The 15,578-nt window shown below is 65.0% G+C and carries 17 protein-coding genes; 9 read left to right on the top strand and 8 right to left on the bottom strand.

All coding sequences use genetic code 11. The features are described from left to right. Positions 1–231: 231 nt before the first annotated feature. Complete coding sequence (nhaR, locus tag ACQ4MJ_RS24415) at positions 232–1,128, bottom strand: transcriptional activator NhaR (protein ID WP_176887295.1); 897 nt, start codon at positions 1,126–1,128, stop codon at positions 232–234. Between the two features lie 151 nt (positions 1,129–1,279). Here nhaR and ACQ4MJ_RS24420 point away from each other — a divergent pair, with 151 nt between their 5' ends. After that, on the top strand, positions 1,280–1,825 hold the full coding sequence (locus ACQ4MJ_RS24420) for an Rrf2 family transcriptional regulator (RefSeq protein WP_431150953.1): 546 nt from the start codon (positions 1,280–1,282) through the stop codon (positions 1,823–1,825). A 99-nt stretch (positions 1,826–1,924) separates the two neighbouring features. Here ACQ4MJ_RS24420 and ACQ4MJ_RS24425 read toward each other — a convergent pair whose 3' ends face one another. The 5 genes from ACQ4MJ_RS24425 to ACQ4MJ_RS24445 all read right to left on the bottom strand — a co-directional run bounded on the left by ACQ4MJ_RS24425 (position 1,925) and on the right by ACQ4MJ_RS24445 (position 4,563). Then, a complete protein-coding gene (locus ACQ4MJ_RS24425; protein ID WP_055395343.1) occupies positions 1,925–2,518 on the bottom strand; it encodes a MarC family protein in 594 nt (197 codons plus the stop codon). Next, positions 2,515–2,928, bottom strand: coding sequence for a VOC family protein (locus ACQ4MJ_RS24430; RefSeq protein ID WP_431150951.1), 414 nt, complete (start codon positions 2,926–2,928; stop codon positions 2,515–2,517). The genes ACQ4MJ_RS24425 and ACQ4MJ_RS24430 overlap by 4 nt, the downstream gene beginning before the upstream one ends. A 52-nt stretch (positions 2,929–2,980) precedes the next feature. After that, positions 2,981–3,355 carry a hypothetical protein gene (locus ACQ4MJ_RS24435; RefSeq protein ID WP_121421387.1) on the bottom strand — a complete coding sequence of 125 codons (375 nt, stop codon included), beginning with the start codon at positions 3,353–3,355 and terminating at the stop codon, positions 2,981–2,983. Positions 3,356–3,426: 71 nt separating this feature from the next. Beyond that, positions 3,427–3,798 (bottom strand): TraR/DksA family transcriptional regulator, encoded by a 372-nt coding sequence (locus ACQ4MJ_RS24440; RefSeq protein WP_055395348.1) that lies wholly within the window; start codon positions 3,796–3,798, stop codon positions 3,427–3,429. A gap of 117 nt (positions 3,799–3,915) precedes the next feature. After that, positions 3,916–4,563 carry a glutathione S-transferase gene (locus ACQ4MJ_RS24445; RefSeq protein ID WP_055395350.1) on the bottom strand — a complete coding sequence of 216 codons (648 nt, stop codon included), beginning with the start codon at positions 4,561–4,563 and terminating at the stop codon, positions 3,916–3,918. A 122-nt stretch (positions 4,564–4,685) separates the two neighbouring features. Between ACQ4MJ_RS24445 and ACQ4MJ_RS24450 the strand changes: the two genes are divergently transcribed. The 6 genes from ACQ4MJ_RS24450 to ACQ4MJ_RS24475 all read left to right on the top strand — a co-directional run bounded on the left by ACQ4MJ_RS24450 (position 4,686) and on the right by ACQ4MJ_RS24475 (position 10,976). Then, entirely contained in the window at positions 4,686–5,051 is a 366-nt protein-coding gene (locus ACQ4MJ_RS24450) for a DUF2946 family protein (protein WP_055395352.1), read from the top strand. 80 nt (positions 5,052–5,131) lie between these two features. Continuing rightward, on the top strand, positions 5,132–7,447 hold the full coding sequence (locus ACQ4MJ_RS24455) for a TonB-dependent receptor (protein WP_431150949.1): 2,316 nt from the start codon (positions 5,132–5,134) through the stop codon (positions 7,445–7,447). 14 nt (positions 7,448–7,461) lie between these two features. Further along, positions 7,462–8,022, top strand: a complete 561-nt coding sequence (locus ACQ4MJ_RS24460) for a YcnI family protein (RefSeq protein WP_431150948.1) — start codon at positions 7,462–7,464, stop codon at positions 8,020–8,022. 83 nt (positions 8,023–8,105) lie between these two features. Further along, positions 8,106–8,603 carry a copper chaperone PCu(A)C gene (locus ACQ4MJ_RS24465; protein WP_055395359.1) on the top strand — a complete coding sequence of 166 codons (498 nt, stop codon included), beginning with the start codon at positions 8,106–8,108 and terminating at the stop codon, positions 8,601–8,603. A gap of 87 nt (positions 8,604–8,690) precedes the next feature. Next, positions 8,691–9,563 (top strand): PhaM family polyhydroxyalkanoate granule multifunctional regulatory protein, encoded by an 873-nt coding sequence (locus ACQ4MJ_RS24470; RefSeq protein WP_431150946.1) that lies wholly within the window; start codon positions 8,691–8,693, stop codon positions 9,561–9,563. 78 nt (positions 9,564–9,641) lie between these two features. After that, on the top strand, positions 9,642–10,976 hold the full coding sequence (locus ACQ4MJ_RS24475; RefSeq protein WP_431150945.1) for an FIST signal transduction protein: 1,335 nt from the start codon (positions 9,642–9,644) through the stop codon (positions 10,974–10,976). 81 nt (positions 10,977–11,057) lie between these two features. Here ACQ4MJ_RS24475 and ACQ4MJ_RS24480 read toward each other — a convergent pair whose 3' ends face one another. Beyond that, positions 11,058–12,383 carry a hemolysin family protein gene (locus ACQ4MJ_RS24480; RefSeq protein ID WP_055395363.1) on the bottom strand — a complete coding sequence of 442 codons (1,326 nt, stop codon included), beginning with the start codon at positions 12,381–12,383 and terminating at the stop codon, positions 11,058–11,060. 80 nt (positions 12,384–12,463) lie between these two features. Beyond that, complete coding sequence (locus tag ACQ4MJ_RS24485) at positions 12,464–13,639, bottom strand: rhodanese-like domain-containing protein (protein WP_228899135.1); 1,176 nt, start codon at positions 13,637–13,639, stop codon at positions 12,464–12,466. Between the two features lie 225 nt (positions 13,640–13,864). Between ACQ4MJ_RS24485 and ACQ4MJ_RS24490 the strand changes: the two genes are divergently transcribed. Together ACQ4MJ_RS24490 and ACQ4MJ_RS24495 are read left to right on the top strand one after the other, a co-directional pair. Continuing rightward, positions 13,865–15,076 (top strand): sulfite oxidase, encoded by a 1,212-nt coding sequence (locus ACQ4MJ_RS24490; protein WP_055395365.1) that lies wholly within the window; start codon positions 13,865–13,867, stop codon positions 15,074–15,076. Between the two features lie 122 nt (positions 15,077–15,198). Beyond that, positions 15,199–15,522 (top strand): c-type cytochrome, encoded by a 324-nt coding sequence (locus ACQ4MJ_RS24495; RefSeq protein ID WP_055395367.1) that lies wholly within the window; start codon positions 15,199–15,201, stop codon positions 15,520–15,522. The last annotated feature ends 56 nt before the right edge of the window (positions 15,523–15,578 follow it).

Consider the following 15,578-nt stretch of genomic DNA (forward strand, 5'->3'; position numbering starts at 1 on the left):
TCGCCGTCATCCGGCATGGCATGTTTTCACAAACGAGGGCTTGGCCCTGGGCATATCGGGGGAGCCTTGGTGTTTGATGCAGGGCTCATCACAGCAACTCCATGAGCAGGCTGCCTGAGGCCGCGTTTTGTTGAGAGGCCGCAAAAGCTGCCTTAACCTGACCCTCGGCGTTCCTGAGCCCGCCTGGAGGCCTTCGATCATGGAGTCCTGCGCGGGTGGCACCCGGCAAACTCATTTCCCGAACAGATCTGCCTTGGCTGCCTTGGTGATTGCTGCCACGCAGGGGTGCGTGATGCGTCGCTCCACAGAAATCGCAAAAAACTCCTCGACCAGTTCCGTCGTGCGGCCGATCACTTCGACACCAAACTGTGCGGTGGTTTCCTCATCCAGAACGGTCGGGGACGTGAAAACCCCACGGCCTTCGCGGCCGAAAGCATTCATCAACGCACTGTCGTCGAACTCACCCACGAGCCGTGGCTGCAACTGGTATTTGTTAAACCAGTGATCGAGCTGTTGGCGCACGGAAGACATAGGGCCTTGGATGAGCATGGGGGCGCCCTGGAGGCATTGGGGAAAGGAACCCTGTAGCTGCGCCTTCAGGCCAGGAGCGCAGAAAAAACTCATACCACTGGTTCCTAGCGGGTGGTTGAACGCCTTGACGCCGATTTTTTTGGAAACGGGTTCATCGGCCAGCACCAGATCGAGTTTGTGCAGGCTCAGTTGGGCGATGAGTTCTGGAAATTTTCCTTCCTGGCAGGTCATGTGCACCTGTTCAGGCATGCCCAAGGCGGGTTCCAGAAGGTGATAGGCCACGGACTTCGCGATCGAGTCTGCAACCCCTACGCGAAATTCCAGCGGTTTGGCGTGGCCGCGGGAGAGGCGGATCGATTTTTCCAGCTCGTCCCCCAGCGTAAAAATCTGCTCCGCGTAACCCAGGGCGACACGACCCTCGCTGGTGAGTTCCAGCCCACGCCCCCGCTTGCGAAAGAGGTCGTGGCCCAGCCATTCCTCCAGCTGTTTGATCTGCCCAGAAAGCGTCTGGGGCGTGGTGTGCAGCTGCTCACCTGCCCGCATCACCCCTCCGGCCTTTGCAACCGTCCAGAAATACCGCAGATGCTTGAAGTTCATGGTGATAAATGCTTCGTAAAAAACGATCAATCAACGTTGATAAAACGAATATACGCGAAGTATTAAACCGCCTACATTGAACGCTTGGCCCCTTTCCGCAGCCATTGGTGCTGCGGTCTGGAACTGTCAACGTTCACAAGGAGTAGCAACGATGCGGATTACCACCCGAGGACAACTTGCGGTATCGGCAATGACCGACCTGGCGCTGCGCCAGAAGATGCGGCCGGTAGCGCTTTCGACGATCAGCGCCCGGCAGGGTACCTCGCTGTCGTACCTGGAGCAGCTGTTCAGCGCCTTGCGCCGTGCCGGGCTCGTGGACAGCACACGCGGCCCGGGTGGCGGTTACACCCTTTCCCGAAACACAGACCAGATCTCAGTGGCCGAGATCATCCTGGCGGTCGAGAACCTCAAGACCGACGATCTGCAAAGCCTGGGTGCCGGCCAGGCTGCGCAAGTGAAGTCGATGACGGGCGAACTCTGGTCCACCTTCAACGCACGGGTGATGGAGTACTTGCAGTCGGTGACTTTGCAAGACCTTGTGGCGCAGCAGCATGCCAAGGGTGTGGTGGCCGAGGAAATGGCCCCTGCAGCCCCTCGCCCCAAGCTGAGCGCCAAGCCGCGCCCCTTGATGGCGCGGGTGGGCGTGCCCAACTCGGTGTTCGCACTGGGTTCGATCCCGCTGCTGCAACGCCGTTGAGACCGCACACCGGTTGCGCTCTGCAGTTGCGGGCGCATGCCAGTGCTCCGGGGGGGCGGCCTTGGCCCGCCCTCCATCAGTTTTGCGTGCGCGGGGCGGCTACAGCTGCTGCGCGAGCTGCTTGATTCCCCGGATCAGCATCTCTACCGAGATGGCGACCAGGATCAGGCCCATCAGGCGTTCAAACGCCATCACCACGCGTTCGCCCACCAGGCGCTGGATGCGTTCTGCCATCAGCAACACCACGGCGCACACGGCCATGGTGACGCACAGCGCGCCCACCCATTCCCAGCGGCGTTCCGGCGCCTGGGCCACCAGCAGCATGACAGTGGCGAGCGCTGAGGGGCCCGCCAAGGCAGGGATGGCCAGCGGCACGATCAAGGGTTCGCCCGGCAGCTCCGCCTGTGGGCCGTCAGCCGACGGAAAAATCATGCGCAGCGCGATCAGAAACAGCACCACCGCACCCGCAATCTGCAACGACAAATCGCTCAGGTTCATCACCTGCAGAAACTGAGCCCCGAAAAACAGAAACACCAGCAGCAGCGCAAACGCAATCAGCACCTCCCGCAGGATCACCCGCGCCCGGCGCTCGGGCGCCACGCCGCGCAGGGCGTTGGCAAAGATGGGGATGTTGCCCAGCGGATCGGTGATCAGCAGGAGCAGGATGGTGGCGGACGCGAAGGTGTAGCTCACGATGCGTACACCGCGTCCAGTGAGCGAAAGCCCTTGATCTCGATCGGATTGCCGCTGGGGTCGTGGAAGAACATCGTCCACTGTTCGCCGGGCTGGCCCTCAAAGCGCACCTGCGGATCCAGCACAAAGGTGGTGCCGGCGGCCTTCAGCCGTGCGGCCAGCGCATGCCAGTCGGGCAATTCCATGATGGCGCCAAAGTGCGGCATGGGTACCAAGTGGTCGCCCACATGGCCGGTGCGGGCACTGGCAAACGGGGGGCCCAAGTGCAACGAGATCTGGTGGCCGAAAAAATCGAAGTCCACCCAGGTATCGGTGCTTCGGCCTTCCTGGCAACCGAGCACGCCGCCATAAAAGCGGCGCGCGGCATCCAGGTCGGTGACGTGAAAGGCGAGGTGAAAGAGGCTGCGCATCCCGTAAAGGATAGCAGCCAAGGCTGCGCTGCGGGCGCGGCCTGGAGGCCTGTCAGGCGACAGACGGGTCGGCGGCCATGTTGTCAAATTTCTTGAAATACTGGCGCGCCATGGCCACTAGCTGGGCGTCGGTCGGGTGGTCTGCAGCCACAGAGTCCACCACCACATCGGCCACCGCAGCATGGTGCTTGGCCGCCCAGTCGCGGAACTGGTTGCGTACCAGGCCCGGGCCAGCCAGCAGCACTTCACGCGTGTCGGCCAAGGCCTGGGCGACGTCGGCAAAGAAAGCGGTGAGGTCGTCGGCTTTGCCCTGGTGCTTGTGGTGGCTGCGGGACTTGATGCGCTGGGCCTCGGCATGCTCGCGGTCGAACATCACCACGTGGGCTTCGGACTGGTCCATCCAGACAACGGCGTGAAAAGTGCTCATGAATCGGCTTTCTTGAAGTGACGAAAAAAACGGGGAAAGAAGGGAAAAGGGGCCTGAATGCGTGAGCGAACTTACGCAGCACGGCGGTGTTGCTCGGCCTTTTCCTGGCAGTGCACGCAACGTGCGGCCTCGGGGGTGGCGTGCAGGCGTGCGGCGGTGATGTGGGTGCCACAGTCTGTGCATTCGCCGTAAGTACCCGCTTCAATGCGGGCCAAAGCGGCTTCCACGGCGGCAAGGTGGGTGGTTTCGCGCTCGTCCAGCGCAAACTCCAGTTCACGCTCGGTGGCGAGTTGGGCACGCGGGTCCTCGGGCTGACCAAAGTGGTCGGCAGCGGCCTCGGCGCGGCCGATGACGCCCCCGCGCTGCGCGGCCAACTGGGCCAGCAGCTCGGATTGCTGGGCCAGCAATTGTTGGCGGAATGGGGCGGCCTGGGTCTTGTCCATGCAGTGTCTCCTCAAGGGTGATCGGATACCTGCATGGTGCGCTTGTGCGCGATGACCTCGGTTGACCAAGGTCAAGGGATGAAGACCCAGCGCCTGGGGCGGGTTTAGAACAGGGTCTTAGCGCTTGGGCGGCCGCGCCAGCATTTCAGCGGTGTTGGTCTTGCGATCGGCGTTCACGCGCTGCACGTGGGGGCGCTCTGCCATGCGCGTGAGGTACTCGCGCACAGGCAGATCGGCCAGGTAGTCGCGGCCATAGATGATCTTGGTGGCCGAGCTGACCAGCGGCAGGTGCACGATGGCTGCGCAGTCGGCCAGGGTGAAGGCGTCGCCGCCTACGTAGGGGCTGAACTTCGCAAGCTGACCGAAGGCGGCAATGTTTTTCTCAAGCTGCGCTCCCACCTTTTCCTTGGCGGTGTCGCTCACGGTTCCGCCAAAAAAAGCCTGGGGATACAGGTTGCGTGCCACCAGCTCCAGATGCAACTCCAGAAAGGTGATCAGCTCGCGCACCTTGGCGGCCTGGTAGGGGTTGGCAGGGATCAGCGCTGGCTGTGGGTGGGCTGCCTCGATGTAGTCCGCCATCACGGCCGATTCGCACAGCGGCCCCTCGGGCGTGCGCAGGTAGGGCACCTTACCCAGCGGGCTGGCGCTGCGGTCGGTCTCGCCCACCCAGGCCAGTTCTTCGGTGAAGGGCAGGCCCTTTTCGAGCAAGGCGAGTTTGATCTTGTTGTAGTAGTTGCTGGCCGAAAAGCCGCAGAGTGTGAGCATGGTGGCGTCTCCGTTGTGGTGGTGAATGCAGCACGCATCCTAGGTGGGGGCGGGGGCGCAGTCCGTCGCGCAGATGACCCCGGTCAAGGGGTGCGCACCCAGGCCCCCTACAATTCGCACCCATGCCCTCCCTGCAAACCATTCGCAGCCTTCGCTGGCTCGCCCGCCTTGTGCTGGCGTGGTTTGTGTTGTCCATCGGGGTGGCGGTGGCGTCGCCGCTGGTCAATCCGCAGGCGATGGAACTGATCTGTTCGGGCTCGGGCGCCATCAAGCTGCTGGTCAAGACCGATGACGGTGCCAAGGAGATGTCCAGCCACACGCTGGACTGCCCCCTCTGCGCGCATGTCGGCGCTCCGCCTCCCGTGTCGCAGGCCCAGCTGCCTGTGGTCCACCCCCTGGCGCATGCCCTGCGCCCCATCCCTGCCGCGCACATTGCTGCGCGCACCGCCGCGCCGCTGCCGCCGCGTGGGCCCCCGGCCTTCTCCTGAAATCGCTATATTTTTAATAGCTGTTTGCGCTTGATAGATAAGCGCTGACAGCCTATTTGGCTTGAAATTCAGGAGTTCCCATGCGCAAAAGCCGCATGGCGCTGGCCGTGGCCAGTGCCTTTCCCCTCGCACTCTGCGTGGGTGTTTCCGCGTTGGCCCAGACCGTCGACAGCGCCGGCAACAGCAATGCCCCCGTCAAGGAACTGGGCGTTGTCACCATCAGCGGCGGCCAGCCCACCTCGCTGCCCACGCAGATTCCCACCACCATCGAGGGCGTGACGCGCGAGCAGATCGAGCATTCGATCAACGCCACCGACAGCGAAGACGCCCTCAAGTACCTGCCCAGCCTGCTGGTGCGCAAGCGCTACATCGGCGACTACAACCACGCCGTGTTGTCCACGCGCGCCTCGGGCACGGGCAACCCGGCGCGGTCCATGGTGTTTGCCGACGGCATTTTGCTCAGCAACTACCTGGGCAACGGCCCCACCAACGCGCCGCGCTGGATGCTGGTCACGCCCGAGGAGATCGAGCGCGTGGACGTGCTCTACGGCCCGTTTTCGGCCGCCTACGCAGGCAACTCGGTGGGCGCGGTGGTGGACTACGTCACGCGCATGCCCACAAAGTTCGAGGCCCACGGGCAGGTCAGCGTTCAGCATCAGCCGTTCGATTTGTACGGCACCAACGCCACCTACGCTGGCAAGCAGGTCAGCGCATCCGTCGGCAACAAGAACGGCGACTGGTCCTGGTTCCTCAACTTCAACAAGACCGACAGCGAAGGCCAGCCGCTCACCTTCCCCACGCGCCTCGTGTCCGCTGGTACCGTGGGCAATGCGGGCACGCCGGTGACGGGCGCGGTGCCTGGGCTCAACCGCAGCAACCAGCCCTGGTACCTGCTGGGCACGGCCACGCAGTACCACACGCAGCAAGACCACATCAAGGCCAAGATCGCCTACGACTTTTCGCCCACCGTGCGTGCGGCCTACACCCTGGGCTGGTGGCACAACGAATCCGAGGGGCGCCCCACCAGCTACCTGCGCGACGCCAATGGCAATGCGGTGTACGGCGGCACGGTCAACATCAACGGTCGCTCGTTTGCGCTGGCGCCCACGGACTTCAACGTCTCCAACGAAGACCTCACGCACTTCATGCACGGGCTCTCGGTCAAGAGCAATACCAAGGGCGCGTTCGACTGGGAGGTGGCCGCCAGCCTGTATGACTACCAGACCGACACCCTGCGCGCTGCCACCGTCGCGCTGCCTGCAGCGCTCAACGGCGGGGCAGGGCGCATCGTCAACAACAAGGGCACGGGCTGGAACACGCTGGCCGCCAAAGGCACCTGGCGGCCCGATGGGGTGCAGGGCGCGCACATCGTGGACTTTGGCCTGCAGCGCGACAGCTACCAATTGCGAACGGTGGAGAACGCCACGACGAACTGGATCAACGGCGCTGCAGGCGCCCGCACCCAGGCCTTCAACGGCGACACCCAACTGCTGGGCCTGTGGGCGCAAGACACCTGGAAGATCGCGCCGAAGTGGAAGGCCGTGCTCGGCGCACGCGCCGAACGCTGGAGCGCCAGCAACGGCCAGACCGGCAACGCCACCACCACCGTGGGCCACCCCGAGCGCAACGAAACCTATGTGTCGCCCAAGGCTGCGGTGGCCTACCAGGCCAATGACCTGTGGGTGCTCAAGGCCTCTACCGGCCGTGCGGTGCGCATGCCTACCGTGTCCGAGCTGTACCAGGGTGGCATCAGTGGCAGCGGCACGCTGATCAACAACGACCCGAACCTGAAGCCTGAAAAAAGCTGGACCACCGAGCTGACCGCCGAGCGCGATATGGGCAATGGCCTGCTGCGCCTCACAGCGTTCTTTGAGCGCACGAAAGACGCGTTGTACTCCCAGACCAATGTGCTCGTCACACCCAACGTGACCAACGTGCAGAACGTGGACGCCATCGCTACCCGTGGCATTGAGCTGTCGTACCAGGCTGCCAACGTCTTCGTACGCGGGCTGGAGTTGGGCAGCAGCCTGACCTGGACGGACTCCAAGATCACCCGCAACGACAAGTTCCCTGCCAGCGTGGGCAAATGGCAACCTCGCATCCCCGAGTGGCGTGCCAGCGCCGTGGCCACGTACCGGCCCGACGACACCTGGTCGTACACCCTGGGCGCGCGCTACAGCGGCAAGCAGTACAGCACGCTGGACAACACCGATGTGAACGGTTTTGCCTACCAGGGCGCCAGCCGCTACTTCACCACTGACGTGCGCGTGCGCTACCAGATCACCAAGCAGGTCAGCGCGGCCGTGGGCATCGACAACCTGAACAACTACCAGTTCTGGAACTTCCACCCCTACCCGCAGCGCACCTACCTCGCTGAGCTCAAGGTCAGTCTCTGAAAGGAATACATCCCATGCCTCTCAATACTATGAAAAAGATAGCTGTAATCGCTTTGCTGTCAGGCGCAGGAGGCCTTTTTGGCTCTGCATCCGCCCATGTGGTGCTCGAATACCAGGTCGCCCCGGCGGGCGCAGGCTACAAGGCCACATTCAAGGTGGGCCACGGCTGCGGTGCGTCGCCCACGCGGCAGATTGCGGTGGACATCCCGGCGGGCATGCGCGGCGCGCGCCCCATGCCCAAGCCGGGCTGGACGCTCGATGTACAGCGCGAAAAGCTCGCCCAGCCCTATACCAGCCACGGCCGCAGCATCACCGAAGACGTGGTGCGTGTGACCTGGACGGCCAAGACGCCGGACGACATGCTGCAAAGTGCGCACTACGACGAGTTCGTGCTCGTGGCCCAGGCGCCGGAGCAGGCAGGCACCGTGTACTGGCCGGTGCGCCAGGTCTGCGCCGAAGGCAAGAACGACTGGACCGAAGTGCCCAAGGCGGGCCAAAAACTCTCGGACCTGAAGTCCCCCGCTGCAGCGCTGGAGATTCTGCCCACGGGTGGCGCCGCTGCCCACCATCATTGACAGTCCGGCCCACGGCCTGTTTTCCCTTCCCTCTTCCCTTCTTCGCTTCTTCTCGTTCTCTCACTCACCGAAAGGCATCCATCATGAAAAAACTGCTTCACACTGCCGCCCTGGTTTCCACACTGGCCGCTGTACTCGCCAGCGCCCCCGCATGGGCACAGACCGCCGCTGTCAAAGTCGAAGGTGCTTGGGCGCGCGCCAGCGTGCAGGGCCAGAAGGCCACCGGTGCGTTCATGCGCCTCACCGCCCAGGACGGCGCCCGCCTAGTGCGCGCCGAGTCGCCCGCTGCGGGCATCACCGAAGTGCACGAGATGAAGATGGAAGGCGACATCATGAAGATGCGCGCCGTGCCTGCGCTTGACCTGCCTGCGGGTAAGACGGTGGAGCTCAAGCCCGGTGGCTACCACGTCATGCTGCTGGACCTGAAGGCTCCGCTGGCCAAAGGCGCTTCGGTGCCACTCACCCTGGTGTTTCAGGACGCCAAGGGCGTGGAAAGCAAGCTCGACCTCACCGTGCCCGTGGGCACGGCAGCACCCGGTGGTGCCACCGCAGGCACCATGATGAATGGGCATAAACACTGACATCTCCGCATCTGCGGCCGCTTCGCCTGCGCAACGCATTGGAGTAAGCTGTGACTCCACCACAGACCCACCTCTTGCGGAGCGGCCATGAGCGATACATCGAATTTCGGTTTCGGCAAACTTGTCCCCGGTTTTGACTTTCTGCAGAGCCTGGCCAAGGGGGCGTCCAGCAGCATTCCGCAGTTGCCCAACCTCAGCAACTGGGTGGCGCCCACCATCAGCGTCGAAGAGCTGGAAAAGCGCATCGACGAACTCAAGGCCGTGCAGTTCTGGCTGGAGCAGAACTCGCGCGCGCTGGCCGCCACCATCCAGGCGCTGGAAGTGCAGAAGATGACCCTGGCCACCCTGAAGGGCATGAACTTCAGCATGGGGGACGTGGCCAACGCCTTCAAGCTCAAGACGGCTGACACCGTGATGAGCGGCGTACAGAAAGCCGCCGACACCGTGACGGGCGCCGCCGAGGCTGTGGCTGGTGCCGCTGCCCGCGCTACGGGACGTGTGAGTGCTGCCGAAGAAGAAGCTGAAGACGAGGGTGATGACGCCGAACCCGCCGCCCCGCCTGCCAAGGCCAAAACAAAAGGCAGCAAGGCGTCGGCCGCTGCCGCGCATACCGTGGTGGACCCCATGCAGTGGTGGGGTGCACTCACCGGTCAGTTCCAGCAGATCGCCGCCAACGCCATGAAGGATGCGGCCAAGCAGACCGCCATCGACACCACCAAGAACATGGCCACGGGCCTTGCCAAAGAAGCCCTGAAGACGGCGACCGGAATGGCCAGCCAGTTTGCCGCCAAGGGCATGCAGACCATGCAGGGCGGTGCCAAGCGCGCCGCTGCATCGGGCACCGCCAAGAAGACCGCCGCTGCCAAGAAGCCTGCAGCCCGCAAAACCCCGGCAAAACCCGCCGCCAAGAAGGCCAGCAGCAGCACCCGCAGCCCAGCCGCCCGCAAGCGAGCGGGCTGACGCCAACGTGGGCGGGTGTGACAACCCGCAGGTGGTGCAATATCTGCCCGCCACCGCCCTGGCATGGAGATCACCACCATGAAACTATTTCCCACTGGCCATGCCACCCACCCCCAATGGCGCATGGCCGCCGCGCTGGTGCTGGCGCAGCTGCGCGCCCAGATGGCGTTGCCCGACTACGCTGCTGCGCCCACCCTGGGCCTGCTCTACATCACCGACCACTATGGCAACGACGCCCAGGCGCTGCTCGACTACCTGAGCGGCGAACTGCCCGAGGTCACCGACTGGAGCGGCACCGTGGGGGTGGGCGTGTCGGCCAACAACGCCGAGTACTTTGACGAGCCCGCGCTGTCGGTCATGCTGCTGGATGTGCCCGCAGACCAGTACCGCGTGTTCTCGGGCGTGGCGCCGCTGCCCACGCATGCGCCACACCCGGGCAGTGGGTTTGTGGCCCATACCGCCCTGGTGCATGCCGATGGCCGCACGCCCGAACTGGCCGAGTTGCTGACCGAGATGGCTGCACGCACCGACACGGGCTACCTGTTTGGTGGCCTCTCTGCCAGCCGCACCAGCAGTGTGCAGTTTGCCGTGGGTGGCGATGGCAACATGGCCGGGCAGGGCGGTGCCAGCGGGGTGTTTGACGGTGGCCTGTCGGGCGTGGCGTTTGGTGCCGGGGTGGCGCTGGTGTCGCGCGTTACGCAGGGCTGCCAGCCCGTGGGCACGCTGCGCACGATCACCGCCGCGCAGGACAACGTGGTGCTCGCGCTCGATGGCGAGCCCGCGCTGGACGTGCTGCTCGATACGCTGCAGGTGTCGCTGGATGGTGGCGACCCACAGCCCGCGCTGCGCAAGGTGCGCGCCACGCTGGCCGGGCTGGTCAGCGCGGGCGAACAGCCGCAGGGCCAGCGCCGCACGGGCCACTTTGGTACCGACACACGCGTGCGCCACATCGTGGGGCTGGACGGCAGCCGCCGGGGCGTGGCCCTGGCCGACCATGTGGAGCCGGGCATGCACCTGGCGTTCTGTCAGCGCAACGTGGCAGCGGCGCGTGCCGACCTCATGCGCATCTGCGCCGAGATCCGCGAAGAACTCTCGCCCGAAGAGCTGGAGCCCGCGTGGCTGGTGTCGTCGTCCAGCGCGGATGGCGAGATGGCCGCTGCCAACAGCGCCTCAGGCGCCAGCGCGGCGCCCCAGGCAGGGCGGCGAATCTGTGGGGCTATTTATGTGAGCTGCTCGGGCCGGGGCGGCCCGCATTTTGGCGGGCCCAGCGCCGAGCTGCAGATCGTGCGCCACGCGCTGGGTGACGTGCCGCTGGCCGGGTTCTTTGCCGGTGGGGAAATTGCGCACCACCACTTGTATGGTTACACCGGGGTGCTCACCGTTTTCGTTGACGACGACCCGAACGCCCGCTGAGCGGCTGAGCCGCTTTGCCCGCAGGGAACGCCAGGGCGGGCCCTGGCGGTGGCGGAGACGGTGCCCCATGGAGGGGCCAGGTCAGCCCGCGCCGTTGTCGTCTGCTTCGGCCTTTTCCTCGGGGGTCAGGCGCGTGGCCAGGATCTTGTCGATGGTCTTGCCATCCATGTCCACCACTTCCAGCTTCCAGTCCTCCCACTGCACGGTGTCGGTCACCTTGGGCAGGCGGCCAGTCAGCAGCATGATCATGCCGCTCAGCGTGTGGTAGCGGCCGCGTTCCTCCTCGGGCACGGCATCCAGGTTCAGGCGGTCTTTCAGCTCGGGCACGGGGATGTGGCCGTCCAGCAGCCAGCTGCCGTCCTCGCGCTGCAGCGCCCAGGAGGTCTCCGGGTCGCGCGGCTGAAACTCGCCGGTGATGGCCTCGATCAGGTCCTGCAGCGTGACGATGCCCTGCACCTCGCCGTATTCGTCGATGACAAACGCCATGTGGACGTCCGACAGGCGGAAATTGTCCAGCAGTTCCATGCCCGTGATGGTTTCGGGCACATACAGCGCTGTCTGCAGCGGCTGGTCGGCCAGGCCGCCGCGCGCCTTGTCGCGCAGCGTGCGCGACAGCCACTGGCGCGCGTTGATCACGCCCAGGATGTTGTCCATGCCGCCGCGCACCACCGGAAAGCGTGCGTGGTCGGATTCCTCGATGCATTTGAGGTTGTCTTCAAACGACGCATCCATATCCAGACACACCACATCACCACGCGGCACCATCAGCGAGCCGATCTGACGGTCGTCCAGCCGGAACACATTGCGCACCATGGTGTGCTCGTGCGATTCGATCACGCCCGCAGTGGTGCCCTCCACCAGCATGGCGTGGATCTCTTCTTCGGTCACCGGGCTGCCGCTGGTTTCCTTCACACCCATCAGGCGCAGCAGCGTGCGCGTGGAGGTGGACAGCAGCAGCACAAACGGCTTGGTGGCCAGCGCCAGAAAGTTGATGGGCCGCGCCACCAGGCGGGCGAAGGTCTCGGGGTACGACTGGCCGATGCGTTTGGGCACCAGTTCACCCACCACGATAGAGAAATACGTGATCAGCACCACCACCAGGCCGGTGGCCGCGTAGCTGCCAAAAGGCATGGGAACGCCCAGTGCTTCAAGCCACAACGCCAGGGGCCCAGCCAAGGCGGCCTCACCCACGATACCGTTCAGCACGCCAATCGATGTGATGCCGATCTGGATGGTGGAGAGAAAACGCGTGGGGTCTTCGCCCAGCTTCACGGCAGCGGCGGCGCCGCTATCGCCCTCATCAATCAGCTTTTGCAACCGGGCTTTGCGGGCCGTGACCAGAGCGATCTCGGACATGGCAAACAGGCCGTTGAGAAGGATGAGGGCGAACAGTATTGCTATTTCCATACAAAGGGCGCCTTGCGCGCCCTTGGGTGTTGAGAAGCGACCAATTGTAAGGACAGGGGCCAGAGACCCTGCGCTGGCTCCTAGCCACCTTCGGTCGGGAGGCCCGTTTCGTCCCACTCGGGCAGTCCCCCCCGCAGCCAGTACACCGACTGGAACCCTTTGGCTGTGGCCACCTTGGCAGCTTTGTAGGACTTCCAGCATTCGGCGCCATTGCACGCAAAAATTACCGGCTTGGCCTTGTCCAGGCCCTGAAGCTTGTCCAGCGCCTGGAAATCATCCTGTGCGGCATTGAAGGCCACGTCCTTGAGGCTCTTTTCCACATACGCTGCAAACACGGCGCCCCGGATGCGCTTGGTCTTGAATTCCTTCTCGGTGCGGGTGTCCACCAGCGTGGCGCCCTGCACCAGCAGGGTCTGGGCCTCGCGCGCAGTGATGCGCTTCACCCCAGGCAGGCTCGTGGGGGTGAACAGCCCCAGCTCGGCCACACGTCGGTACTCAACGGCCTCCGGGCGCACGGAGGCTGGCGGCAGGCCGCTGGCGGAGGACGACGCGCTGAACCACTGGGCCAGCTTGTTGCGCGCATCCGCCGGCAGGTCTTTTTTCACCACGATGGAGAACCCGCCTGGCACCGGCTGCGATGTAGCCAGCACCCGCGCAAGGCCGGGGTGCGCTGCCGACCATTCGGCCCAGTCGTCCTCGCGCACCACAGTGGCATCCGCCGTGCCCAGAGTCAGGGCTGTCAGGCCGGCCTGGGGAAATTTCTCGTACTGCACTGCGCGCAGGTCCTGGAACGACAGCCCCGCCTCATTGAGCATGCCGCGCGCCATGTAGGTGTAGACCGAATCCTGCTGGGGCAGGTAGAGCCGTCGGCCTTTCATGGCAGGCACCGCAGCGATCTGCTGCAGCCCGACCAGCAGGTATCTGTCCGATTTGTGCGTGGCGCCCACCAGCTCGTAGCCGCGTTGCAACGCGGACGCAGCCACCTGGGCAGGGCCGATGAAGATGTCATATCCCGCGCTGCGCGTGGCGCGCATCACGTCGGCCAGGTCGTCGCTGGTGGTCAGTGCCACGGGCTGGCCAGCTGCCTTCGACAGGCCCGATTCGGCGGAGGTGCGCAGGATGGAGTGCGCCGCCTTGCGGGCCGTGGGCTCCACGGCCACGATGGCCGTCAGCTGGGCCTGGGCGGCGCTGCAACACAGCCATAAGCCAAGTAGCAGTCCCAGCGGGCCGCGGGTCGATTTTCTGGTGATGTTCATTGCGCGGTTCCTCTCCCCAAAACAAACCGCGAATATGCCCAGGGCCCCCCCCCCCTGCGTACGAATGTTTCTGATCTTTTGTTCTTGTTACTTCTGCTAACGAAGCCGTACGTGCGGCGCGCAGAGCTCCCGCACAGAATGCGGGCTGGCCCGATCCCCTGTGCCTGCCGGGTGGGCGGGGGCAACAAAGAGTTTTTGTCCATCCCATTATTTGGAGACGTTTCCATGAAAGATTCGATGACCCTGCCGCGACGCCACATGCTGGCCGGAAGTGCCGCTGCCCTGAGCGCGCTGGGCCTGGCTGGATGGGCCGGCGGTGCGCGTGCCCAGCAGGCCGCAGCCGCTGCCAAGCCGCTGCCCGCGTATGCAGGATGGAAGTCACCGGATGCGCTGATCGTGCACAGCAGCAGCACTCTCGAAACCCGTCGCTCCGCGTTTGGCACCAGTGTCATCACGCCGTCCAACCAGCTGTATGTGCGCAACAACCTGCCCGCGCCCGACGCCGCCATCCTGGACAACCGCGATGCCTGGACCGTGGCGATCGAAGGGGTCAAGAGTCCGCGCAGCCTGACCCTGGCCGAACTCAAGACGCTGGGCGTGGAAACCGTGGCCACCGTGCTGCAGTGCTCGGGCAATGGCCGGGGCTTTTTCCCCAGCAAGCCCAGCGGCACGCCCTGGTCGGTGGGCGCTGCCGGTTGTGTGGTCTGGAGCGGCGTGCCACTGCGCAACGTGGTGGCCGCCTTGGGCGGGCTGGCCGATGGTGCTGCCTACCTGACCGGCACGGGCGGCGAGAAACTGCCCGAAGGTGTGGACCCACTCACCGTGCTGGTGGAGCGCTCGGTGCCCGTGAAGGCGATGGACGACGCACTGCTGGCCTGGGAGATGAACGGCGAGCCGCTGTCGCTGGCGCACGGCGGCCCGCTGCGGCTGGTGGTGCCGGGCTACCAGGGCGTGAACAACATCAAGTACGTCAAGCGCGTGGCCTTCACCAGCGCGCAGTCGCAGGCGCGCATCATGTCGCACGGCTACCGCATGTCGCCGCCCGGCAGCAAGGCCAGTCCCGACCAGCCTTCGGTGTGGGAGATGGGCGTCAAGTCCTGGATCAATGGGCCGCTGCCGGACAAAGGCGCACTCAAGCCCGGACAGGTGCAGGTACATGGCGTGGCCTTTGGCGGCACGCGCGGCATCAAGAGCGTGGAGGTGTCGGCCGATGGCGGCAAGACCTGGTTGGCGGCCAAGCTCATCGGCCCCGACCTGGGCCCCTTTGCCTGGCGGCAGTTTGCGCTGCCCGTGCGCCTGGAGGCGGGCACCCATGTGCTGGCGAGCCGCGCCACCGACACGGCGGGCAATGTGCAGGCCGAGCAGCGCGAGGAAAACCTGGGCGGCTACAACAACGCCAGCTGGCGCGACCACGCCGTCACCGTGACCGTGGCATGACATCGCTCCCCCCTGAGGCGCTTTGCGCCTTCCCCCCGAAGGGGGGACGCCACCCGTGGCCTGGCAGAGCCAGTTCCACGGTGGCACTGGCGTGGGTGCGCGCCGCTATCGGACGGCATCGGATGCCGCAAGGCGGTTTGCTGGTAGGGCTAGCGTTACTGTGGGCGGGTGCCAGCTGGGCCGCCGAGCCGGCCGAGCTGGCGCGCGGCAAGGAGCTGTTCACCAAGATCCAGCCCGCCTGCGCGGTGTGCCACACGCTGCAGGCCGCCGGTGCCGAGGGCCAGGTGGGCCCGGTGCTGGATGAGCTGAAACCCGACGCCGGCCGTGTACTGCGTGCGCTCAAGGCAGGCATCGGCGTGATGCCCTCGTATGCCGAGCGCATGAGCGAAAAGGACATGCTGGCCGTGGCGCAGTTTGTGGCGCACGCCACGGGCGCGGCCAAGTAAGCGCGGGCTTTCGCGGCGGTTGCAGCAGCGTTGCCTCGCTGCAACCGCGCGCTGCT

Source organism: Acidovorax facilis (assembly GCF_050626955.1).
In the GTDB taxonomy this organism is placed as follows: Bacteria; Pseudomonadota; Gammaproteobacteria; order Burkholderiales; family Burkholderiaceae_C; genus Acidovorax; species Acidovorax facilis.